Below are 21876 nucleotides of genomic sequence, written 5' to 3' on the forward strand. Positions count from 1 at the left end.
TATAGATGGGCTAACCGGCAGCGCAAGCGCCGCGCGAACCTTGCGCGCGGCTTGGTGTAGCTGGCGAGGACGCGACCATTGGCCATGAGTTCCAGGGGGTTTGTTGCAGCATTGGCGGTGATCGTGTTGCTGGTGCTCGCCTTGGCCTGGTACGACGGGGGCGAACAGCCATTGCGGCAGATCAGCCAGCCCGTGGCCCTGCCGGGAGATTTCAAGTGAAGCGCGCCCTTCTGATCGGCGCCGCCGCGCTGGTGTTCACCTCCGGCATCGCGCTGGCCGCCCCTGAATCGCTGCTCCCTCCGGGTTTTAACCGGCCAACGCCTACGCCCGCGGCGCGTCCGGTTGCCCCGGTTGCCGTACCCACCATTGTATCGCCGCAGGCGCCTGCTGCGCCGAGCGTATCCTCCCCCGTGGTCCAGCCGCTGCCCGGTGTGACGACGGGTGAGGCTGGAACCGGCGGCTTGCCCGCAAATTTCCCCTCGATCGCCGAGATCGAGAAGATGAGCCCCGACGAGATCGACGAGCTGCTGGGCCTCAAGCCGAAATTCGACATTCCCCCCGGTGCGCGCCGTTCGCTGCAGCGTGTGGGCGTGATCTCGCGCGATGAAGGTGGCTTTCCCGCGCGGGCCGTTGCCGGGCAGCCGGGCGCACTGGTGCGTGCCGCGCTGGACGGGACGAGGCATCCGCTGCTTTCACGTTGGGGCCACATCCTGCTGCGCCGGACGCTGGCGAGCAGGCTTGATGCGCCGCAGGGGATGGACCCGGTGGAATTCGCCGCCCTGCGCGCCGCCGCGCTCAACCGAATGGGCGAAGGTTATGCAGCCCGCGCGCTGGTGCAGGATATCGATTCGTCGAACTATAATTCCGCGCTCACCAACGCGGCCTTCGATGCCTATCTGCTGACCGGCGATATTGTCGGCCTGTGTCCGGTCGCGCGGCTGAAGGGCGACATCCGCAAGGATGGCGAATGGAAGATGGTGCAGGCCATCTGCCGCTCCTTCGCCGGAGACGGGCGTCAGGGCGCGCGCGAACTGGATCTCGCTCTGTCGCGCGGAACCGCCCCGGCAATCGACGTGCTGTTGGCCAAGCGTTACGCGGGTGCCGCCGGCGAAGGCGGCCAAGCCGTGAATATCGAGTGGGACGAGGTCAAGGAACTCAATCCCTGGCGCTATTCGCTTGCCGTCACGCTCGGCCTCGAAGTGCCGGCCAGCCTGCGCAGCGGCGCAGGAGGATGGTACGACCGGATGGGCGCCGTATCGCCCGCGCTGCCGCTGGGCATTCGGGCCGATTCGGCGGACAAGGCCGCAGGCGAGGGCATCCTGTCCAGCTCCGCTCTGGTCGATCTCTATTCGCAGATCTACTCCACGCCTGAAGTGGGCGGGGATGCCGCACAACGGGCGGGCCTGCTGCGCGAGGCCTATGTGGCGGCCGATCCGGCCGACCGGATGCAGGCCATGCGCGACCTGTGGGGCGGAACCTCGCCCGATTACGGGCGGCTCGTCCTCACGGCTTACGCTGCGGCCCGCGTCAGCCCCAGCAAGGATTTGGAGGCCGATGCGCCGCTGCTGATTTCATCCATGCTGGCTGCCGGACTCGATCGGAACGCGATGCGCTGGGCCTCGGTCGTGCCGCAGGGCAGCACTGGCTGGGCCTTGCTGGCACTGGCGCAACCCCGGCGCGAGGGTGCGGTCAGCCAATCCGCAGTCGATTCCTTCTTCGATGACGATGGCAGCAGTGGCCAGCGTAAGTCGCAATTCCTGCTGGCGGGCCTTGCGGGGCTTGGGCGGCTTGAGAGCGGTGACGCGCGCAGCCTTGCCGGTACGCTGAAGGTCAATCTCACGCGCGAAAGCGCCTGGAGCCGCATGATTACCCGCGCTGCCGATGCGAATAATCCCGCTTTGGTCTCGATGCTCGCAGGGCTGGGTATGCAGGGCGACAAGTGGGACATGATGACGGCGCGCCAGCTCTATTTCATTGTCCGCTCGCTCAACCGCGTCGGCCTCTCTGCCGAAGCGCGGATGATCGCGGCAGAGGCTGTCGCACGGGGCTGATGCCATCGCCGGGGAGATAGAATCCTTCCTGGCCATGCTCGCGGCAGAGCGTGGCGCGGCGGCCAATACGCTGGCGGCCTATCGCCGTGATCTTGAGGGCGCGGAAGAATTGCTGGGGGATCTTGTGGTGGCCGACAGGGATGCTCTGGCATCGCTCGGTGCCCGTTGGGCCTTGCTCGCGCCCGCAACAGTGGCCCGGAAAAGCTCCGCCCTGCGGCAGTTCTATGGCTTCCTGCAGGATGAAAGGCTGAGGTCGGACGATCCATCGCCGGCCCTGCCGCGCCCGCCCGCCCGCAGGCCGCTGCCGAAAATTCTGAGCCATGAAGAGGTGGATCGCCTGTTCTCCTGCGCGGAAGAAGAGGCGGAGAGCGGCCGAATGGAGGCTGTCCGCCTGCTGACGCTGCTGGAACTGCTTTATGGCTCCGGTCTGCGCGCGACGGAGCTTGTTTCCCTGCCGCTTTCCGCCGTTCCGCGCGATGCGCCATTCCTGACCGTCACCGGCAAAGGAGGCGTTTCGCGTATGGTGCCGGTTTCCAACCGGGCACGACAGGCACTGTCCCGCTGGCTTGAGGTGAGGCAGGGGGAAGGGCGTTACCTGTTCCCGTCGCGGGCCAAGCATCTCAGCCGCATCAGGCTGTATCAGATGCTCAAGGAACTGGCGGTGCGGGCAGGGCTGGCGCCGGAGAAGATCAGCCCGCATGTGCTGCGCCATGCCTTTGCCACCCATCTGCTTGAAGGCGGCGCGGATCTGCGCGTTTTGCAGACCCTGCTGGGCCATGCAGACATCGCCACGACCCAGATTTACACCCATGTGGATGCCGCAAGACTGGTCGCACTGGTGAATGAACGCCATCCTCTCGCCCGCGCCCCTCTTGCCCGAAAGCGTCAGGGCGACTAGCGCAGGGCGCATGATTTCCTATCTCGAATTCGAAAAGCCGGTCGCCGCGCTCGAAGCCCGCATTGCGGAGCTGCGCGCCGCTTCCGAAGGTGACGAGGTCGATATTTCGGCCGAGATCAAGCGGCTTGAAGCCAAGAGTGCGGAGCTGCTGGCCAGCACTTATGCCGCGCTTACGCCTTGGCAGAAGACGCAGGTGGCCCGCCACCCGATGCGGCCGCATTTCAAGGACTACGTCGAACAGATCTTCGACGATTTCGTGCCATTGGGCGGGGATCGTTATTTCGGTGAGGACGAAGCGATTATCGGCGGCTTCGCCACTCTGGATGGCCGCAAGGTCATGCTGATCGGCCACGAGAAGGGCCATGATACGCAAAGCCGCATCCGGCACAATTTCGGCATGGGCAAGCCCGAAGGCTATCGCAAGGCGGTGCGCCTGATGGAAATGGCCAGCCGCTTCGGCCTGCCCGTGGTGACACTGGTGGATACGTCCGGTGCTTTCCCGGGAATCGAGGCGGAAGAACGCGGCCAGGCGGAAGCCATCGCCCGTTCGACCGAGGCCTGCCTTGCGCTGCAGACGCCGATGGTTGCGGCCATCGTGGGCGAGGGCGGTTCCGGCGGGGCGGTTGCTTTGGCCAGTGCCGAACGCGTGCTGATGCTGGAACATGCCGTCTATTCGGTGATTTCGCCCGAAGGCTGCGCTTCCATCCTGTGGCGTACGGCCGAAAAGGCCCCGCAGGCAGCCGAAGCGATGAAGATGACCGCACAGGACTTGCTGGAACTGGGCGTGATCGACCGGATCGTGGAAGAACCGGTGGGCGGCGCCCACCGCGATCAGCGTGAAGCTGCCCTCGCCCTTGGGGCGGCAATCGCGCAGGAACTGGACGTTCTGATCAAGAAGAGCCCGGCAGCCCTGCGCAAGATGCGCGAGGATCGCTTCCTCAAGATCGGCTGATTTGCCGCACGCTTGCCCGGGCGCATGCTTGCATGGCGGCGCCGGGCAAAGCACAATGCCTTCCGTGTTGGAGCGGCCATTCGAGCCGCACGGAGGAGCATTTCATGTCTGCATTCGCGAAATTCCGCGCCCGATCCACAGCGCTGGCCGGGGTGGCCAGTCTTGCCCTGACGGGCTGCATGGCCGGCGGGCCGATTGCCTCTACCGGCAGCCCGATCACCCAGACGGAGGCCCAGCAGGGCGCAGAGGCGCATCCGCAGATCGTTTCTGAATTCGGCGGGGCGATGAGCGGCGCACAGGCCGATTATATCGGCGGGATTGGCCAGAACATCGCTTACCAGTCAGGCCTTGGCAATTCGCCGGGCTCCTTCAAGGTGACGCTGCTCAATTCCTCGGTGAACAACGCTTTCGCGATTCCCGGCGGCTATGTTTACGTCACGCGCCAGCTCGTGGCGCTGATGAACAACGAAGCGGAACTGGCGGCGGTTCTCGGCCACGAAGTGGGCCATGTGGCGGCTCGCCATTCGGCCAAGCGCCAGCAGACGGCGCAACAGAATGCGCTTCTTGGCGCGATCGGGCAGATTCTTTCCGGCGTGCTGTTGGGCGATTCGTCGCTGGGCAAGCTGGGGCAGCAGATTTCCAGCACCGTGCCGGAACTCGCCACGCTCAAATATTCGCGCGGACAGGAACTGGAGGCCGATGGGCTGGGCGTGCAATATCTTGGCACTGCCGGCTACGATAAACGCGCCATGTCCACCCTGCTGGCCAGTCTGGCGGCGCAGAATTCGTTGGATGCGCAATTGCAGGGCAGGGATGCACGTATGCCCGAATGGGCATCGACTCACCCCGATCCGGCCTCTCGCGTCCAGAACGCCCAGCAACTGGCTGGTGCGGCTAATGGTGGGGCTACGAATCGGGATACGTTCCTCACTCGCATCGGCGGCATCGTTTATGGTGACGATCCCCATCAGGGGGTGATCGAGGGCAGCCAGTTCATCCATCCCGACCTGCGGCTGAGCTTCTCTGCTCCGCAGGGCTATTACATGGTCAACGGTGCGGCGGCGGTCTCGATCAACGGCAATAGCGGGCGCGCGCAGATGGCGGGCGGTTCCTATAGTGGGAATCTGGAGACCTATGTACGTCAGGTCTTCCAGAAACTGGGCGGAACGCAGCAGACCCTTGCGCCGCAAAACCTGCGGAAGACTACGGTGAACGGCCTGCCTGCCATGGTTGGCACGGCACGGGTGCAAAGCGGTGAAAGTCAGGTGGATGTGGTTGTCTATGCCTATGAATTTTCAGGCAATCAGGCATTCCACTTCGCGGCCATTGCCCCTGCCGGGCAGGCGGCTGTGTTTGATCCGATGTTCGCTTCGATGCGGCGGATCAGCGCGAGCGAGGCGGCCTCCGTCACTCCGCGCAAGGTGGAAGTGGTGACCGTAAGGAATGGCGACACGATTGCCTCTCTGGCGAACCGGATGGCCTATAGTGACGCGAAAGAAGCGCGCTTCCGCGTGCTGAACGGGCTTGCCTCGGGAGATACGATCAAGGCCGGTCAGAAGCTGAAAATCGTGGTGAAAGGCAGCTGATTTCCGCCATTCCTTGCCAGGCTGCGGTAGTTTGGCAACGTCCGCGCAAGACAAATGAAAAGGGCGGCAGGTTTCCCTGCCGCCCTTTCCGGAAAATTGTGAAATGCGATTACTCGCCCTTCATCTTCGTTTCGACGGTGCCGAAGGTGGTGCTCAGCTGGTTGCCCAGCGAACCCATGGCGGTAACGGCAGCAACGGCGATCAGAGCAGCGATCAGGCCGTATTCGATGGCGGTGGCGCCAGCTTCGTCGCGCAGCAGCTTGTTGATGAACTTCATGGCTAGTCTCCTGGTTCAGTCTTCGGACCCGGGCCAACCCCACATGACTGGTTCGGGCAGTTTGTGATTACGTATCAAAGGTTGAAAAAGAGCTAATCCCTAGTTTGAAGAGCCCCCCATCGCGTTGGTTGCGGTCTGGCTCATCTGGCCCCACAGCCCCCCACTGCCAGCACCTACGCCTTGCAAGGCGCCGACAATCGCAATGACAATCAATGACACGATCAGTCCGTATTCGATGGCAGTAGCCCCCCTGGCATCAGCCAGGATTTCCTTGATCAGAATGGCTCTGTTCATTTCAGGTTACCCCCGTCCAATTCGGACTGACCATGCTGGTTTCGCAGAACAGTCCTAACGAAAGGTTTCCAGTGAACTCACTTCTGCAAAAAAATCCGACATGGATATTGGTTGTGGCTGCCGCGATTGCCGGAGAGGGGGTGGGGAAGGACGGCTGCGTGCTGATGCATAAACGCCCGGAGGGTAAACACCATGGGGGGCTGTGGGAGTTCCCCGGAGGCAAGGTAGAGGCCGGGGAAACCCCGGCATTGGCCTTGATTCGCGAGATTGAGGAGGAACTTGGACTCATCCTGGACCCGGCCGGGATGGCGCCTGCCGGTTTCGCCGAATCCATTCCTGAAGGTGCGAATCCAGCAATTGTCATTCTTCTTTACACTGCATCCCGTTGGACGGGGGAACCGCATGCCTATGAAGGCGGGGGCTGGGGCTGGTTCACGCTGGATGAGGCAAAGGCGCTGAACAAGCCGCCTTTGGACGTGGTTTTGCTCGATGGTTTGATCGAACTGAAAAAAGGTGTCGGATAGGGATTGCCAAGTATGAATCATCCCCCTATTGGGCGCCCTCCAAGCGCGCCCGTAGCTCAGCTGGATAGAGCATCAGACTACGAATCTGAGGGTCGGACGTTCGAATCGTTCCGGGCGCGCCAATAAACAAAAGGCCATCCCAGCAAGGGGTGGCCTTTTGTTTATCGGGCACCAGCCAGCCATCCGGAACGCCTGGAATTCGAACGGGCGATCTCTTTTCAGAATCGCGCGTGACGCGATTCCCCGCAGCCATGGCACGCTTCCCCGCGCGAGACGGAACGCCGCCCCGCCGCGATCGGTTTTTCCTGCACTGCAACAGCACAGAGAGGAAAATGATGGCTACCGACATCGACATCTTCGACCGCCTCAAGCAGGATCACGATCTTCATCGCGACCTTCTGGACCGCATTGAGCAGACGCATGGCGAGAGCGCAGAGCGTGCCGAGCTGTTCGAGCGCCTGACGCTTGAACTGAAGGGCCATGCGTCAGCGGAAGAGCAGGCGCTCTATTCAACCATGATGCGCAAGCCCGAGACCACCGACGAAACCCGCCATTCGGTTGCAGAGCATCACGAGATCGAGGAAGCGCTGAACGACATTGCCGCCACCGATATGGCCAGCGGCGCGTGGCTGGTGAAGTTCCGCCAGCTCAAGCACGATTACCTCCATCATATCGACGAGGAGGAGGAAGAGCATTTCCCCGACTTTGCCGAGCACCTCACCCGTGATGACGAGGTGCATATGGAAGAAGTGTTCGAGCGTCGGAAGTCCGCCGAAAAGGCTCAGGCCGAGGTGACTCCCGAACGCAAGGAGGATGCAAAGGAATAGGGGGCACTTGGCTAATCGGCTCAAGACTTCTAACGGACTTGCCATGGCGCTGCCTCTTCATGGCGCGCTTGGCAGGACGTTGAAGCATGAGCACCAAACCCCCCGTACCCGAAGAGGTGCAGGAAGCCATCCGCACGTTGATCCGCTGGGCGGGCGACGATCCAACCCGCGAGGGCCTGGTAGACACGCCCCAGCGCGTAGCACGCGCCTGGAGAGAGTATTGCGAAGGCTATAGTGACGATCCCGGCATCCACCTTTCCCGCGTGTTCGAGGAAGTGGGCGGCTATGACGAGATCGTGCTGCTGAAGGACATTCCCTTCCAGTCGCACTGCGAACACCATATGGCGCCGATCATCGGCAAGGCAGCGATCGCCTATCTGCCGACGGACCATGTCGTAGGCATTTCCAAGCTGGCCCGTGTGTTGCACGGTTATGCCAGGCGCCTGCAGGTTCAGGAACGCCTGACTGCCGAAGTGGCGGATTGCATCGAACGCCACCTCAAGCCGCGCGGCGTTGCCGTGGTGATCGAGGCGAGCCATTCCTGCATGACCGCACGCGGTGTGCGCACGCCCGGTGTGGGCATGGTGACCAGCCGCGTGACCGGGGTGTTCCGGAAGGATCAGCGCAGCCGTGAGGAAGTGCTCAAGCTGATGGGCTATTGATCCCCCCACGGGCATAGCTTTGCCCCAACGAAAAAAGCCCGCCTGTGAAGGCGGGCTTTTTCTTTGTCGGCCTGTGGCGGCTGCTCAGAGCTGGCCGAGGAGGTATTCCGCGCTGGAGACGTTGAAGTCGCCCGGTGCTTCGACATTCAGCTTTTCGACCACGCCGTCATTCACCAGCACAGAGAAGCGCTGGCCACGCGTGCCCATGCCGAAGCCGCTGCCGTCCATGGTAAGGCCGAGAGCCTTCACGAAGTCGCCATTGCCATCGGCCAGCATGGTCACGGCGTCGGAACCTGAAGCCTTGCCCCATGCGCCCATCACGAATGCGTCGTTCACGGCAGTGCAGGCGATCTCGTCGATACCCTTGGCCTTCAGTTCTTCTGCCTTTTCGACATAGCCCGGAAGGTGCTTGGCCGAGCAGGTGGGGGTGAAGGCACCCGGCACCGAGAACAGCGCGACCTTCTTGCCAGCGAAATATTCGCCCGACTGCACAGCTTCGGGACCGTTCGCAGTCACCTTCACCAGCTTAACGTCAGGCAGCTTGTCACCCACTGAAATCGTCATCTTGAATCCCTTTCCAGAGCCTTTTCCGTCCTGGGCGCGGGGATAGGCCGCAAGGGACGGGGCGCGCAACCGGGACTTTCTTCGCCGATGGTTAATTTCGCTTCACGACGCATGTTGAAGATCGGGTAAACGCGGTGGGCGACCTTTCGCCACAGCGGATATTTCCGCGAGTGGAGACAGGGCAATGAAACAGAACGGATGGGTAGCGGCGGCTTTGTCCGTCGCGGCACTCGTCGCTCCGGTAAAGGCGCAGGCCGCGCCGGGCGACGATGCGGAAAAAGTGCGGCGGCTGGACATCATGCTGATGGTCAGCGCTTTGCGTTGCCGGAACACGGCCGATGGCTTTCAGGACGATTACAATCGCTTCTCGTCCGAACATCTCAATGAACTCAATGCTTCGGCCGGCACGCTCAAGCGTAGTCTGGAGGCTCGCTATGGGGCAGCGGGCGCCAAACGCGAACTCGACAGGATGAGCGTCAGCATGGCCAATGCCTATGGGCAGGGGCACCCTTGGCTTGGTTGTCATGAACTGAAGGAAGCCACGCAAGGCCTTGCCGGAAACCACGCGCCGGGGGCGCTGCTTTCCGCTGCCGAAGAACTCCTGGGCGACAGCGGACGCTCATCGCTGGTGGCGGGATACTGACCGCTTCATCGATATTCCCCGAGGCCGGACTTTACCTCCGGTCCCTGCAGCGTCTAAGGGCGGCTTCCTAAGGGATGCCGCCCTCTTTTTCTTCGCGGCGCCCAGCCTTGTGTTCAAGACCCGGGAGAACGTGCAGTGGCGACCAATGTTGCGGAGATTACCGGCGATTACGTCGTGAAGGATATTTCGCTTGCCGATTATGGGCGGGCCGAAATCGCCATCGCCGAGACCGAAATGCCCGGCCTGATGGCCCTGCGCGAGGAATATGGCGCATCGCAGCCGCTCAAGGGCGCGCGGATCACCGGTTCGCTCCATATGACGATCCAGACCGCGGTGCTGATCGAAACGCTGGTCGCGCTTGGTGCCGATGTGCGCTGGGCCACCTGCAATATCTTCTCGACGCAGGATCACGCTGCCGCTGCAATTGCCGCAGCAGGCATTCCCGTCTTCGCGATCAAGGGTGAAAGCCTTGCCGAATATTGGGATTACGTCGGCAGCATCTTCGACTGGGGTGAAGACACCACCGCCAATATGATCCTCGATGACGGCGGCGATGCCACCATGTTCGCCCTGTGGGGCGCACGCGTCGAGGCTGGTGATGAGCTGCCCGAACCGGCCAATGCGGAGGAAATCGAATTCCAGCGCGCGCTGAAGGCCTTCCTCAAGGCGCGCCCCGGCTATCTCACCGAAACCGTGAAGGCTATTCGCGGCGTTTCGGAAGAAACCACCACTGGCGTCCACCGCCTCTATCACATCGCCAAGAACGGCAAACTGCCTTTCCCGGCGATCAATGTGAACGACAGCGTGACCAAGTCGAAGTTCGACAACCTCTATGGCTGCAAGGAATCGCTGGTCGACGCCATTCGCCGCGCCACTGACGTGATGCTGGCAGGCAAGGTCGCCTGCGTCGCCGGCTTCGGCGATGTGGGCAAGGGCTCGGCCGCCTCGCTGCGTCAAGGCGGCGCTCGCGTGATGGTCACCGAAATCGACCCCATCTGCGCCCTGCAGGCCGCGATGGAAGGCTATGAAGTGGTGACGATGGAAGACGCAGTGAAGCGCTGCGACATCTTCGTCACTGCTACCGGCAATGAAGATGTGATCACTGCCGAGCATATGAAGGCGATGAAGCCGATGGCGATCGTCTGCAATATCGGCCACTTCGACAGTGAGATCCAGATTTCGGCACTCGATAATTACGAGTGGACCGAGATCAAGCCGGGCACCGATCTGGTAACTTTCCCGGACGGCAAGCAGATCATCGTGCTGGCCAAGGGCCGACTGGTGAATCTGGGTTGCGCCACCGGCCATCCCAGCTTCGTGATGTCCTCCAGCTTCACCAATCAGGTGCTGGCGCAGATCGAACTGTTCACCAAGGGCGATGATTACGCCAATCAGGTCTATGTGCTGCCCAAGCATCTGGACGAGAAGGTGGCGGCGCTGCACCTCGAAAAGCTGGGCGTGAAGCTCACCACGCTTACCCCCAAGCAGGCCGACTATATCGGCGTGCCGAAGGAAGGGCCGTTCAAGCCCGAGCATTACCGTTACTGATCCTGTTCGGAGCGGCGGGGTAACCCGCCGCTCCCCAGATCGCTATCCACAGGGCGTTTGCCTGCGATACCATTGTAATCGCGGCCTGCCGGGCATAGCGAAGTCCCCATGGAATTGAGCCCGACCGCATTGGCCCTGCTCGGCCTGCTGCTGGCTGTGTGGACGCTTGGCGCCGCGTTGCTGGTGCTGCGCGCCAATGCGGCTGCACGCGGTGCGGAAGGCGCGCGGCGGGCCTCCAAGCGGCTCGCCCGGATGGTCGACGAATCGCCTGCCGTGCCCATGCTCGTGCGCGCGGATGGGCGGATCGAGGCGCCGGAGCGGCTCGCATCCTGGCTGGGGCTGGACAAGGTGCCCGGCTATCTCTCCGAACTGGATGCGCGGCTGCACGGCTTGGCGACCGACCAGTTGGCGCAGCTCGATGCGAATGTCCGCCGTGCCCAGAAGACGGCGGCGCCGTTCCACATGGTGGTCACTCCGCGAGGCACGACGCGCAGCTTGGCAGTGCAGGGCCATCTGGCCGACCCGGCTGTGTCTCCCGGCGGCGCGGCCTTGGTCTGGTTCTTCGACTTTTCCGACAGCCAGAGCGAGCTTTCGCGCCTCCGTGCCGAAGTCTCCCGCGCGCGGGACGATTTCGCCGCGCTGGTGGGCCTGATCGAGGCTGCGCCCATGCCGATGTGGTTCCGTGGGCCGGACATGAAGCTGCAATTGGTCAATTCGGCGTATGTAGATGCCGTCGGGGCTGCGAATGCCGATGCGGTGGTGGATGGCCAGGTAGAACTGATCGAATCGGTCGACGGGCTGACAGCGGCGCAGGTCGCCGGCCAAGCCCATGCGAAGGACATGCCGATTGAGCGGATCGTCTCCGCCACGGTCAATGGCCAGCGCCGGGCGTTGAGGGTCAGCGATCTGCCCTTGGGCGAGGAAGGCGTTGCCGGTTACGCCGTCGACATTGAAGACATGGAAGAACTGAGCCGCGCCTTCAAGGCGTTCAGGGAGGCACAGGTTTCCATGCTCGATCAGCTAAGCGTGGGCGTGGCGCAGTTCGATGGCAAGCGGCTCCTTACTTTTGCGAACCAGCCCTTCCAGCGCCTGTTCAAGCTGCCCGGATCGATTGCGATCGACCCGCCCGATTTCGACCGCTTCCTCGACATTGCTCGAGACGCTCATCGCGTTCCCGAAACTCGGGACTTCCCGGCGTGGCGGCGCGAGCTGGGATCATGGTTCGCTGCGGGTGCGCCGAAGGAAGATGCCTGGCCTCTGCCGGACGGCACTCATCTGCGCATGGTTGCGCAGCCCATGCCCGATGGCGGCATGGTGCTGGTCGCAGAAGACCGGACGGAGCAGCTCGCCTTGTCCGCAACGCGCGATACCTTGCTTCGCACCCGGACGGCCACTTTCGATTCGCTGTTCGAATCGCTGGCCGTGTTTGCGCCAGACGGGCGGCTGCAATTGTGGAATCGACGCTTTCTGGCGGTTTGGGGGCTGGAAGGCGAATTCCTCGATGCCCATCCTCATGTGGAGGCATTGCTCGGGCAATTGCGCAATCGTCTTGCAAGGCCGGGGCAGGCCGACGCGATTGGCGACGTCGTCCGTGCGGCCACGCTGGATCGCAAGCAGAAGGGCGGCCGCGTCTCACTGGCCGATGGGCGCACACTGGAATTCGCTGGTGTTCCTCTGCCAGACGGCAACGGCCTGCTGACCGTGCTGGACATCACGGATTCGCAGAAAGCGGAAGCTGCCCTGCTGGAACGTAACGCAGCGCTGGAAGAAGCGGACGCAGTGAAGACGCGGTTCCTGGCCAATATGTCCTATGAATTCCGCACTCCGCTCACCTCCATCGGTGGCTTTGCCGAATTGTTGCAGAGCGGCGTTGCGGGTGACTTGTCGGATCAGGGCAAGGAATATGTCTCAGCCATCCTCGAATCGGTTGCGCGACTGGGAGAGCAGATCGAGAACGTGCTGGACCTGTCGCAGAGCGAGGCCGGTATGCTGCCGCTCGATCTCGTGGATCTGGACGTGTTTCCCTTCCTCACCGGCGTGGTGCGCGACCGGGAGGGGGCGATCACCGGCAGGGGCCTGTCGCTCGAATTGCGTGGTGACCGTTCGGCGGGTCGGGTCAAGGCGGACAAACGCCGGCTCGGCCGCGCGGTCGGGCATATCGTTGACAATGCCATCGCCGCTACGCCCGAGGGCGGGAAAATCCTGGTCGATCTCTCGCGCGGCAAGAACGGCGTTCGGATCGTCGTATCCGACAATGGCGCAGGCATGACGCAGGCAGAAGCCGCGCGGGCGCTTGAAGGGTACAAGATCGCCCATGACGGGAAAACCGTTGAGCGTCGCCAAGGCCTTGGCCTGCCGCTTGCCCGGCAATTGATCGAGGCACATGGCGGGAAGCTTTCCCTGCTGTCCGAAAAGGGCGCGGGAACCACTGTGACGATCAGCCTGCCGTGATCGTGGACCTGCCCGATCTTGCCGCGATGGAGGCATTCGGCGCGCGGATTGCCGGACATTTGCGCGCGGGGGATGTCGTTGCGCTCACGGGCGGGCTGGGGGCAGGCAAAACTACTCTCGCCCGCGCGATCATTGCGGCATTGGGGCATGAGGGCGAAGTGCCTTCGCCCAGCTTTACGATCATCGAAACCTATGATCCGCCTTCGGTTCGTCTGCCCTTGGTTCATGCCGATTTCTACCGTCTGTCCCGGCCGGAAGAGGCGGAGGAACTGGGGCTGGAGGATTATCGAGAGGGCGCTGCAATGATCGCCGAATGGCCCGATCATGCGGGCGGCTTCGGTCACGAGCCGGGTTGCCTTTCCATCGCGCTGGAAATTGCGGGTGAAGGGCGCAAGGCCGTTGTCGAATCCGGGGCAGATTGGGTAGGGCGAGTTCCATGAGCCTGCCTGTCGGTATTGAAGAATTCCTCGCCAGCGCAGGCTGGCAGGGTGCGTCCATCGAACCCCTGCCGGGGGATGCGAGTTTTCGCCGCTATTTCCGCATTCGCAATGGCGACAAGGCCGCGATGCTGATGGATGCTCCACCGCCCAATGAAGATCCGGGGCCGTTTCTGGATGTTGCCCATTGGTTGACCGGCCATGGCCATCGGGCACCGGCAATCTATGCCGAAGATCGAACGCGCGGCCTCGTGCTGCTGGAAGATTTCGGCGCGGATCGTATGCGGGACTGGCTCGATCTCAATCCTTCGGCGGAACTGGAAACCTATCGCGGCGCAATTGACGCGCTGGTGAAGCTGCATCGCTCGCCGCCGGGGCCTTTCGATCCCTATGACATGGCGGTCTATCAGCGCGAGGTCGGCCTGTTTCCCGAATGGTACTGCCCCGCTGCCGGGGTGGAAGTTGACGCGCAATCCTATGCCGCGGCGTGGGATGAAGTCATGGCGCCGGTGTTCGCGCGGCAGACGCCCGGCGTTACGGTGCTGCGCGATTATCACGCGGAAAACATCATGCTGCTGCCGCAAGGGGAGCAGGGCCTGATCGATTTTCAGGACGCGCTGGTGGGCCATCCGGCCTATGACATTGTCTCGCTGCTGCAGGATGCCAGGCGCGACGTGTCGCCGCAGCTGGAGCAGGCGATGCTCGATCATTATCTGGCGCAGGTGGATGCCGGGCCGGAATTTCTGGCCGACTATGCCCGTCTCGGTGCGCAGCGGAACGCCAAGATCGTGGGTATCTTCGCGCGCCTCTGGAAGCGGGACGGCAAGCCGCGCTATCTGGCCTTCATCCCGCGTGTATGGGAGGCGCTTGAGCGTGATCTCGCTCATCCGGCGCTGGAACCTGTCGCGCGGTGGTTCGATGCCAATATCCCGCCGGAAATACGGGAAAGGCGCGGGGGAGGGTTGGGTTGACCACACTCGCAACCGACACGGCGATGGTGCTCGCGGCCGGGCTCGGCAAGCGTATGCGCCCGCTTACCGCGACTCAGCCCAAGCCGATGGTGCGGGTGGCGGGCAAGGCGCTGATCGATCATGTGCTGGACCGTTTGGGCGCCTCTGGCGTCACGAAGGCGGTGGTCAACGTCCACTACCTTGCCGATGCGCTGGAAGCCCATCTGCAGGAACGCGCGTTGCCCAAGGTCACCGTGTCTGACGAGCGCGGCTTGCTGCTCGAAACCGGAGGCGGGATGGTGAAGGCGCAGGCACTGCTGCCCGACCCGTTCTTTTCGGTGAATGCCGACAATATCTGGCTCGACGGGCCATACGATGCCTTCCGCGAATTGTCGGAAAGCTGGGACCCGGACCGGATGGATGCCCTGTTGCTGCTGGTCCCGCATACAGGGGCCTTCAATTATCGCGGCAAAGGCGACTTCCAGATGGACCCGCTCGGGCGGATCAGTCGCCGCCGTTCGGGCCGTATCGCGCCCTTCATCTATAGCGGCATCCAGTTGGTCTCGCACAGGCTGTTGCGAGACGCGCCAGAAGGACCGTTTTCGACCAATATCCTGTGGAACCGGGCCATCGAGGAAGAGCGGCTCTATGGTCTCTGCTTTGCCGGGCAGTGGTTTGAAGTGGGGGAACCGGGGGCCATCGCGCCAACCGAATCCGCGCTGAAACGTGGCTGATCGGCCCGGACCAAGCGTCTATTCCATTGCTGCCCATCGCGGGTTTGCCGATGCGCTGGTGGCAGGCCTTGTGCCGAGATATTCCGAAGGAGACTTCGGCCTTGCCCGGTTGACGCTGCTGCTGCCCAGCCGCCGCGCGATCCGCACGGTGACCGAGGCATTCATCCGCCACTATGGCGCGCAGGAAGGCCAGACCGGCCTGCTCATGCCGCGCATGGTTGTGGTTGGCGATCTCGATCTGGACGAGGCGCTGGGCGCATTGTTCGATCCCATCGGGGAAGGCGGGGACATCCCTCCCGCCGCCGATCCCACGCGCCGCTGGCTGCGTCTGGCCGAACTGGCGCGGGAGCATGGCGGAGATGCAGTGGGCAAGGGTGCCGCCACTCTGCGCCTCGCGACCCAGATGGCGCAGGCGATAGACCGCTTGTTGGTAGAGGAAGTCGCGCCGGAGCAATTGTGGAGCGACGCGGTTCTGAACGTCCTCGCCGATCTGTCCCATCACTGGACCCGCAACACGCGCCTGTTCGCAACCGTGCAGCAATATTGGCTGGCGGAACTGGGCGTGCGTGGGGAAGTGGATGCGGCGGCGCGGCGCAACATGCTGTTCCGGGCCGTGGCGCGCCGGTGGCGGGAAAAGCCGCCCGCCAGGCCAATTGTCGCGGCAGGCGTGACTAGCGCGGCACCGGCACTTGCGCGGCTGCTGAAAGTGATTGCCGGCCTGCCGCAGGGGGCGGTGATCCTGCCCGATCTCGATCTGTCGATGGACGATGCCGTTTGGGGCGAACTCGGATGTGCAGGCGCGCCGCAGGAAGTGGGCGGGCCGGTTTTTGCGCGCGGGGATGCAGTGTCTCACCCGCAATATCACCTCAAGCTGCTGCTCAACCGTATGGGCGTGGCGCGCGGCGAGGTGCAGCAGTGGCACCGCGCGGGCACGGGCAAGGGCCCGCCCGAGCGCACTCACGCCATTTCAAGCGTGTTCCTGCCGCCCGAGGCAAGCAAAAGCTGGGCGAGCCTTCCAGCCGAAGCGCGCCGCCTGACCGGGGTGCGGATCATGCAGACCGCCAATCCGGAAGAGGAAGCGCAGGCCATTGCCCTTCTGGTGCGGCAGGCATTGGAAGAGCCGGAAAAGCGCGTGGCCGTCGTTACGCCGGATCGCAGCCTGGCGGGGCGGGTTGCGGCCCATTTGCAGCGCTGGAACATTGCGGCAGACGATACGGCAGGCCGTGCCCTGTCGCAGACGGCGGCGGGCCGTGTGTTGCTGCTGCTGGCGGAAATCATGGGCGATCACGCCGCGCCGGTGCCGCTGATGGCGCTGCTCGGCCATCCGCTGGCGGGGGCAGGGGAAGGGCGCCCGGCATGGTTGGACCGCGCCCGCGCGCTGGAACGCGAATTGCGAGGGCCGCGCCCCGAACCGGGGCTTGCCATTCCGCGCCGGATCGTCACCCGGCAGGCCGAGAGAGACCCCGGTGCGCTGGCATGGTGGGAAGGGATCGAGGCAGCGCTTGCGCCCTTGCTGGAGCTTGGTGCGCGCGAAGATGCGCCGCTGGCGGAACAGCTCGACGCTTTGGCGACTGCTGGTGAGGCCCTGTGCGGAGAAGGCCTGTGGGCGCGCGAGGATGGCCGCTCGCTGGCCGCTCTGGTGGAGGAACTGCGCTTCCATGCCCGCGATGTCGGCACCGTGCTGGCGCCGCAGGATCTGCACGCGGTCCTGCGCGAAAGGATGGACGCCGTGGCGGTACGCCCGCCATGGGGCGGCCATTCGCGCGTGGCGATCTACGGCCTGCTCGAAGCGCGCATGACTCGCGCCGAACTGGTGATCTGCGCCGGGCTGAATGAGGGAAGCTGGCCGCAGATACCGGCACAGGATGCCCTGCTCGCCCCGGCAATCCTGCGCGCTCTGGGTGTGCCCGCCGCTGATTTCCGCATCGGCCTTTCCGCGCATGACCTTGCCGGCATGCTCGGCGCGCCCGAAGTGGTGCTGAGTCGGGCGGAGCGGGACAGTTCCGGCCCGGCGATCCCGTCGCGCTTCCTGCTGCGGGTGGAGGCACTGCTGGGCGAGCGGTTGCTGGCCGATCATCGCGAAACGCAGGCAGTGGAGCTTGCCCGAGCGCTGGACGCCGCGCCGCGTGCCCCCGCCTATGAACGGCCATTGCCGATGCCTTCCGAGGCTCAACGCGTAGTGCCGATCAGCGTCACCGCGCTCGACCGGCTGCGGGGCGATCCCTATCAGTTTTACGCCAATGCCATCCTCAAGCTGCGCCGGATCGACGCACTGGATGCCGAACCCACGCCTGCCTGGCGCGGCGATGCAGCACACAAGATTCTAGAGGCATGGCATGAAGAGAAGGGCGAGCTTGCCCCCATTGCAGAGCGTGTGCTGGAACAGATCAACGCCCATCCGCTGATGCGCACTCTCTGGCGCCCGCGACTGATGGCCGCGCTGGAATGGATCGAAGCGGAAGTCGGGCGGATGCCTGAACGCGAAGTTGCGGCCATTGAGGCATGGGGCGAAATGCAGGTGCGGGGGGTGACGCTGAAGGGCCGGGCAGACCGGATCGACCGCTTCCCCGACGGCACTCTGGCCATTGTCGACTACAAGACCGGTTCGCCCCCATCGGGCAAGATGGTAGAGGAAGGCTTCGCGCTGCAGCTCGGCACCTTGGGCCTGATGGCTGCTGCCGGCCGCATCAAGAACAAGGATGGTGCCGTGATCGAGGGGGAACCGACCCACTTCGAATATTGGTCATTCGGCAAGAACCCCAAGAGCGAGACCGGCTTCGGCTATCGGCAGGAGCCGATAAAGGAAGGCCGCCGCACGACGGGCCTGTTGCGCGAGGAGTTTCTGGAGCGGACGCAGGATTACCTTCACGACGCGCTGGATCGCTGGATTTTGGGAGACGAGCCTTTCACCGCGCGGCTCAATCCCGACCTGCCCAATTATGGCGAATATGATCAACTGATGCGCCTGGACGAGTGGATGGGGCTGGAAGACGACAGCGGAGAGGGCGCCTGATGAGCGGCAAGGTCTATCCGCTCAAGGGCAATCAGGCCCATGCCGTCGATCCGGAAAGGACCGTCTGGCTCTCTGCCTCGGCGGGGACGGGCAAGACGCAGGTGCTTTCGGCCCGTGTGTTGCGCCTGCTGCTGCAACCCGATGTCCAACCGTCCGAAATTCTGTGCCTTACCTTCACCAAGGCAGGTGCGGCGGAAATGGCCGTGCGGGTCAATGAGGTGCTCGCGGGCTGGGTCCGCATGGGCGAAGTGGAACTGGCCGAGGACCTCAAGGCTATCGGCGCGGATTTCGGCAGCGATACGATAGCCCGTGCCCGCACACTGTTTGCCAGCGTACTTGATTGTCCGGGCGGGGGTTTGCGGATCGATACGATCCACGCTTTCGCACAATGGTTGCTCTCTGCCTTTCCCGAAGAAGCGGGACTGACGCCCGGAACCCGCGCGATGGAAGATCGCGAGCGCAGCCTGCTGGCGCGCGAAGTGCTGGCACAGATGCTGCTGGATGCAGAGGGACGGGGCGACAATGCGACGCTGAAGGCGTTGGAGGACCTGTCGCTCAGGAAAGGCCCCGATGCGGTCGAGGCGTGGTTGATGACCTGTGCCGAAGCGCGCGAGGCTTGGTTCGGCCCCGGCGCCTGGGCCCCGCCGTTTCGTGACAGGCTGAACCTGCTGCTCGGCCTGCCTGCCGATGCGAGCGAGGCCGATCTGGCTGCTCTGTGCACCGATGCCCGGTTCGACACGCAATCCCTGCGTATGTGCATGACAGCGCAGGCGGGGTGGAGCGCCAAGACCGGGCAGGAAACCGCCGCCGCAATCGGCGCATGGCTGGCTGCCAGCCCGGCTGAGCGAGCCGAGCGGCTTGGCGATTTGCAGAGCGCCTTGTTCACCCAGAAGGGCGATCCGCGCAGCCTCAAGCAGATGCTTGGGATCGAGCCGGCCTATTCCGACTATGCCGCCCGTGTGGCGGAGCGGATTGCGGAGGTCGCCCAGTTCAAGGCAATGCTGGCGCTTGCCGCATGGCTGCATCCGGCCCTTGCGCTCGGCCGGACTTTCGCGCTCGCGTGGGACGAGGCGAAGAACCGCGAAGGCCTGATCGACTTCGACGATCAGATCCGCCGGGCATCCGATCTGCTCGGCCGGTCTGAGCTGTCGGAATGGATTCGCTACAAGCTCGACCGGCGTTTCGACCACATATTGGTGGACGAGGCGCAGGACACGAATGAAGCGCAGTGGAACATCATCAACGCGCTGACGGGTGATTTCTTCGCGGGGCTGGGCCAGCACGATGACAAGATGCGCACCCTGTTCGTGGTGGGCGACTACAAGCAAGCGATTTTCCGTTTTCAGGGCACCAGCCCGGAGAATTTCGCCAAGGCGCGGGAGCGGGTGCGGGCGGCGCTGGCAGGCGCAGTCGCCAATGCGCAGGAAGTGCGCGGGGCTACGTCTGCACGCGAATTGCTCGATCTCGGCTTGGGCCAGAGCTTCCGCACATCTCAGAAGGTGCTGTCCTTTGTGGACGAGGCGATTGGCGCCATTGGTCACACCCGCTTCGGCCTTAGGGACGAGCCTGAGCGACATATCGGGGACGACCGGCCCGGCCTTGTCGCAATGTGGCAGCCGGTCATGTCCACCGCAGACGATGCCGGGGAAGAGGAAGGCGAGCAAAGCTGGGTTTCCAGCGCCGAACGCCGCATGGCAGGCAAGATCGCGCGGCAGGTGAATGCCTGGCTCGATCACGGCTTCCCGCTGGCCAAGGGGCGCCACCGCAATGCCGGGCCGGGCGACATCATGGTGCTGGTGCGCAAGCGGCGGGAACTGGCTGGGCTGATTGTCGCGCGTCTCTATGCGGCAGGCGTGCCAGTGGCGGGGGTGGACCGGCTGAGGCTGGGCGCGCCGCTGGCAGTGAAGGATTTGATGGCGGCGCTGCGCTTCGCCGCTCAGCCGCTCGACGATCTCAATCTTGCCAATCTGCTGGTCTCTCCGCTGGTCGGATGGAGCCAGCAAGACCTGCTCGACCATGGCTGGCGCGAGGATGGCAGAGTGCGGCTCTGGGCGCATCTGCGTGCTTCGTCGGAACCGTTCGTGCGCGCCACGCTCGTCCAGCTGGGCGAATTGCTGGCCCGCGCGGATTACGAGCCGCCACAGGCGCTGCTGCACTGGATTCTCGTGGGGTCGTGGCAGGGGCGGAGCAGGCTGGTCGCCCGGCTTGGGCGCGAGGCGAACGATCCGATTGACGAATTGCTCAATGCCGCGCTCGCCTATGCCAGCGCGCTGACGCCCAGCCTGCAGGGCTTCATCCAGTGGTTCGACGCGGGCGAGGGCGAGTTGAAACGCGAGGCGGGTGCGAGCGAGGGGCTGGTGCGGGTGATGACCGTCCATGGCTCCAAGGGTTTGCAGGCGCCGATAGTCATTCTGGCGGATGCGGCGGGCAATCCGGATACTTCGCCGCCGCGCGGGCTGGAACTGACCGAAGAACTGCCGGGCGGGGATGGGCGCGTGTTGCCCCTGCCGGGCCTCTCCGGCGAGGAAAAGGCCGGGCGCATCGCCGAAGCTGAAGCGGCAGCCGCCGCCGCCGAACGCGAGGAACATTGGCGCCTGCTGTATGTCGCCATGACGCGGGCGGAAGAGGCGCTGTTCATTGGCGGCGGCTTGGGCAGCCGTGAGGAAGAGCCTGCGCCCGATAGCTGGTATGCCCAGCTTCGCCCCCTCTTCACTGAAGACGGGATCGAAGATCGGGTATGGGGTCAGCGCTGGGAACTGGGGGCACTGCCGCCACCGGTTGCGGGTGGCGCGCCGGTAATCGCACCGGAGGCGGTGGTTGCATTGCCAGATTGGGCCATTCGCCCGGTCGGCCCGGAACCGCGCCCGCCACGCCCGCTCGCGCCATCTTCTGCTGGCGAAGACCTTGGCCCGATGCCTCCCTTGCCGCCTGGCGCGATGCAGGATGCGGCCCGACGTGGCACGCTGATACATGCGCTGCTCGAACGTCTGCCAGAACTTGCTCCAGATTTGCGTGCGGATGCCGCACGGCGCTGGCTCGCCCGGCAGGCGGCGGAGCTTGGCGAGGAATTGCGCGAGGAAATGGCGGTTGCCGCACTGAAGGTGCTGGATACGCCGGACTGGGCGGAGATATTCTCTCTTGCTGCACTGGCCGAAGTGCCGTTGGCCGCGACAGTTGAGGGGCGGGTCGTTGCGGGTACGGCAGACCGGCTGCTGATCACTCCGAACCGCGTCATGGTGGTCGATTTCAAGACTGCCGCCCGGCCGCCGCGCAGCCTTGAGGATATTCCGCTCACGACCCTCCGCCAGATGTCGGCCTATGTGGCGGCGCTGGAGGTGATCTATCCGGGGCGGGAAGTCGGCGCGGCGGTGCTCTATACGCAGACACCGCAGCTTTTTGCCTTGCCAGCCGAGCTGCTGGCCGAGCACAAAGCCCACTTGTCCCCAGCGCAGTAATCCTTTCCCT

At 64.0% G+C, this 21876-nt stretch carries 19 protein-coding genes and 1 tRNA gene; 17 read left to right on the forward strand and 3 right to left on the reverse strand.

Going from position 1 to position 21876, the window contains the following annotated elements:
- The first annotated feature begins 84 nt into the window (after positions 1 to 84).
- The 5 genes from SZ64_RS19010 to SZ64_RS04120 all read left to right on the forward strand — a co-directional run bounded on the left by SZ64_RS19010 (position 85) and on the right by SZ64_RS04120 (position 5487).
- Complete coding sequence (locus tag SZ64_RS19010) at positions 85 to 219, forward strand: hypothetical protein (protein ID WP_277813734.1); 135 nt, start codon at positions 85 to 87, stop codon at positions 217 to 219.
- Entirely contained in the window at positions 216 to 2051 is a 1836-nt protein-coding gene (locus SZ64_RS04105; RefSeq protein ID WP_054529650.1) for a hypothetical protein, read from the forward strand. The genes SZ64_RS19010 and SZ64_RS04105 overlap by 4 nt, the downstream gene beginning before the upstream one ends.
- Positions 2052 to 2055: 4 nt before the next feature.
- The gene (locus SZ64_RS04110; protein WP_277813748.1) at positions 2056 to 2949 is read left to right on the forward strand and encodes a tyrosine recombinase; all 894 of its coding nucleotides are present in this window, start codon (positions 2056 to 2058) and stop codon (positions 2947 to 2949) included.
- 10 nt (positions 2950 to 2959) lie between these two features.
- Positions 2960 to 3901: an acetyl-CoA carboxylase carboxyltransferase subunit alpha gene (locus tag SZ64_RS04115; RefSeq protein WP_054529652.1), complete on the forward strand. Its 942-nt coding sequence runs from the start codon at positions 2960 to 2962 to the stop codon at positions 3899 to 3901.
- Between the two features lie 104 nt (positions 3902 to 4005).
- Positions 4006 to 5487, forward strand: coding sequence for a M48 family metalloprotease (locus SZ64_RS04120; RefSeq protein WP_054529653.1), 1482 nt, complete (start codon positions 4006 to 4008; stop codon positions 5485 to 5487).
- Between the two features lie 109 nt (positions 5488 to 5596).
- Here SZ64_RS04120 and SZ64_RS18165 read toward each other — a convergent pair whose 3' ends face one another.
- Positions 5597 to 5764: a Flp family type IVb pilin gene (locus SZ64_RS18165; protein ID WP_082384427.1), complete on the reverse strand. Its 168-nt coding sequence runs from the start codon at positions 5762 to 5764 to the stop codon at positions 5597 to 5599.
- Positions 5765 to 5863: 99 nt separating this feature from the next.
- Complete coding sequence (locus SZ64_RS04125) at positions 5864 to 6058, reverse strand: Flp family type IVb pilin (protein WP_054529654.1); 195 nt, start codon at positions 6056 to 6058, stop codon at positions 5864 to 5866.
- Positions 6059 to 6090: 32 nt separating this feature from the next.
- Between SZ64_RS04125 and SZ64_RS04130 the strand changes: the two genes are divergently transcribed.
- From SZ64_RS04130 to folE, 4 genes are all read left to right on the forward strand, one after another.
- Positions 6091 to 6582 (forward strand): (deoxy)nucleoside triphosphate pyrophosphohydrolase, encoded by a 492-nt coding sequence (locus SZ64_RS04130; protein WP_082384428.1) that lies wholly within the window; start codon positions 6091 to 6093, stop codon positions 6580 to 6582.
- A 45-nt stretch (positions 6583 to 6627) separates the two neighbouring features.
- Positions 6628 to 6704: transfer RNA gene (locus tag SZ64_RS04135), tRNA-Arg, on the forward strand.
- Between the two features lie 213 nt (positions 6705 to 6917).
- Positions 6918 to 7409, forward strand: a complete 492-nt coding sequence (locus SZ64_RS04140) for a hemerythrin domain-containing protein (RefSeq protein ID WP_054529655.1) — start codon at positions 6918 to 6920, stop codon at positions 7407 to 7409.
- A gap of 86 nt (positions 7410 to 7495) precedes the next feature.
- Entirely contained in the window at positions 7496 to 8071 is a 576-nt protein-coding gene (gene folE, locus SZ64_RS04145; RefSeq protein ID WP_054529656.1) for a GTP cyclohydrolase I FolE, read from the forward strand.
- Between the two features lie 84 nt (positions 8072 to 8155).
- On the opposite strand, the gene SZ64_RS04150 is transcribed toward folE, so the two are convergent.
- A complete protein-coding gene (locus tag SZ64_RS04150; RefSeq protein WP_054529657.1) occupies positions 8156 to 8635 on the reverse strand; it encodes a peroxiredoxin in 480 nt (159 codons plus the stop codon).
- 184 nt (positions 8636 to 8819) lie between these two features.
- On the opposite strand from SZ64_RS04150, the gene SZ64_RS04155 reads away from it, so the two are divergent.
- From SZ64_RS04155 to addA, 8 genes are all read left to right on the forward strand, one after another.
- A complete protein-coding gene (locus SZ64_RS04155) occupies positions 8820 to 9278 on the forward strand; it encodes an S-adenosyl-L-homocysteine hydrolase (RefSeq protein WP_156313464.1) in 459 nt (152 codons plus the stop codon).
- A gap of 135 nt (positions 9279 to 9413) precedes the next feature.
- On the forward strand, positions 9414 to 10826 hold the full coding sequence (gene ahcY, locus SZ64_RS04160) for an adenosylhomocysteinase (RefSeq protein WP_054529659.1): 1413 nt from the start codon (positions 9414 to 9416) through the stop codon (positions 10824 to 10826).
- A 108-nt stretch (positions 10827 to 10934) separates the two neighbouring features.
- Complete coding sequence (locus SZ64_RS04165; RefSeq protein WP_054529660.1) at positions 10935 to 13277, forward strand: PAS domain-containing sensor histidine kinase; 2343 nt, start codon at positions 10935 to 10937, stop codon at positions 13275 to 13277.
- Positions 13274 to 13717 carry a tRNA (adenosine(37)-N6)-threonylcarbamoyltransferase complex ATPase subunit type 1 TsaE gene (gene tsaE / locus SZ64_RS04170; RefSeq protein ID WP_054529661.1) on the forward strand — a complete coding sequence of 148 codons (444 nt, stop codon included), beginning with the start codon at positions 13274 to 13276 and terminating at the stop codon, positions 13715 to 13717. Before SZ64_RS04165 ends, tsaE begins: the two co-directional genes overlap by 4 nt.
- Positions 13714 to 14685 (forward strand): phosphotransferase, encoded by a 972-nt coding sequence (locus SZ64_RS04175; protein ID WP_054529662.1) that lies wholly within the window; start codon positions 13714 to 13716, stop codon positions 14683 to 14685. Before tsaE ends, SZ64_RS04175 begins: the two co-directional genes overlap by 4 nt.
- Complete coding sequence (locus SZ64_RS04180) at positions 14682 to 15398, forward strand: nucleotidyltransferase family protein (protein ID WP_241772978.1); 717 nt, start codon at positions 14682 to 14684, stop codon at positions 15396 to 15398. The genes SZ64_RS04175 and SZ64_RS04180 overlap by 4 nt, the downstream gene beginning before the upstream one ends.
- Positions 15391 to 18411, forward strand: a complete 3021-nt coding sequence (gene addB / locus SZ64_RS04185; RefSeq protein WP_054529663.1) for a double-strand break repair protein AddB — start codon at positions 15391 to 15393, stop codon at positions 18409 to 18411. The genes SZ64_RS04180 and addB overlap by 8 nt, the downstream gene beginning before the upstream one ends.
- On the forward strand, positions 18411 to 21866 hold the full coding sequence (addA, locus tag SZ64_RS04190) for a double-strand break repair helicase AddA (RefSeq protein WP_054529664.1): 3456 nt from the start codon (positions 18411 to 18413) through the stop codon (positions 21864 to 21866). Before addB ends, addA begins: the two co-directional genes overlap by 1 nt.
- The last annotated feature ends 10 nt before the right edge of the window (positions 21867 to 21876 follow it).

The sequence above is a fragment of the Erythrobacter sp. SG61-1L genome, from assembly GCF_001305965.1.
Lineage (GTDB): Bacteria > Pseudomonadota > Alphaproteobacteria > Sphingomonadales > Sphingomonadaceae > Andeanibacterium.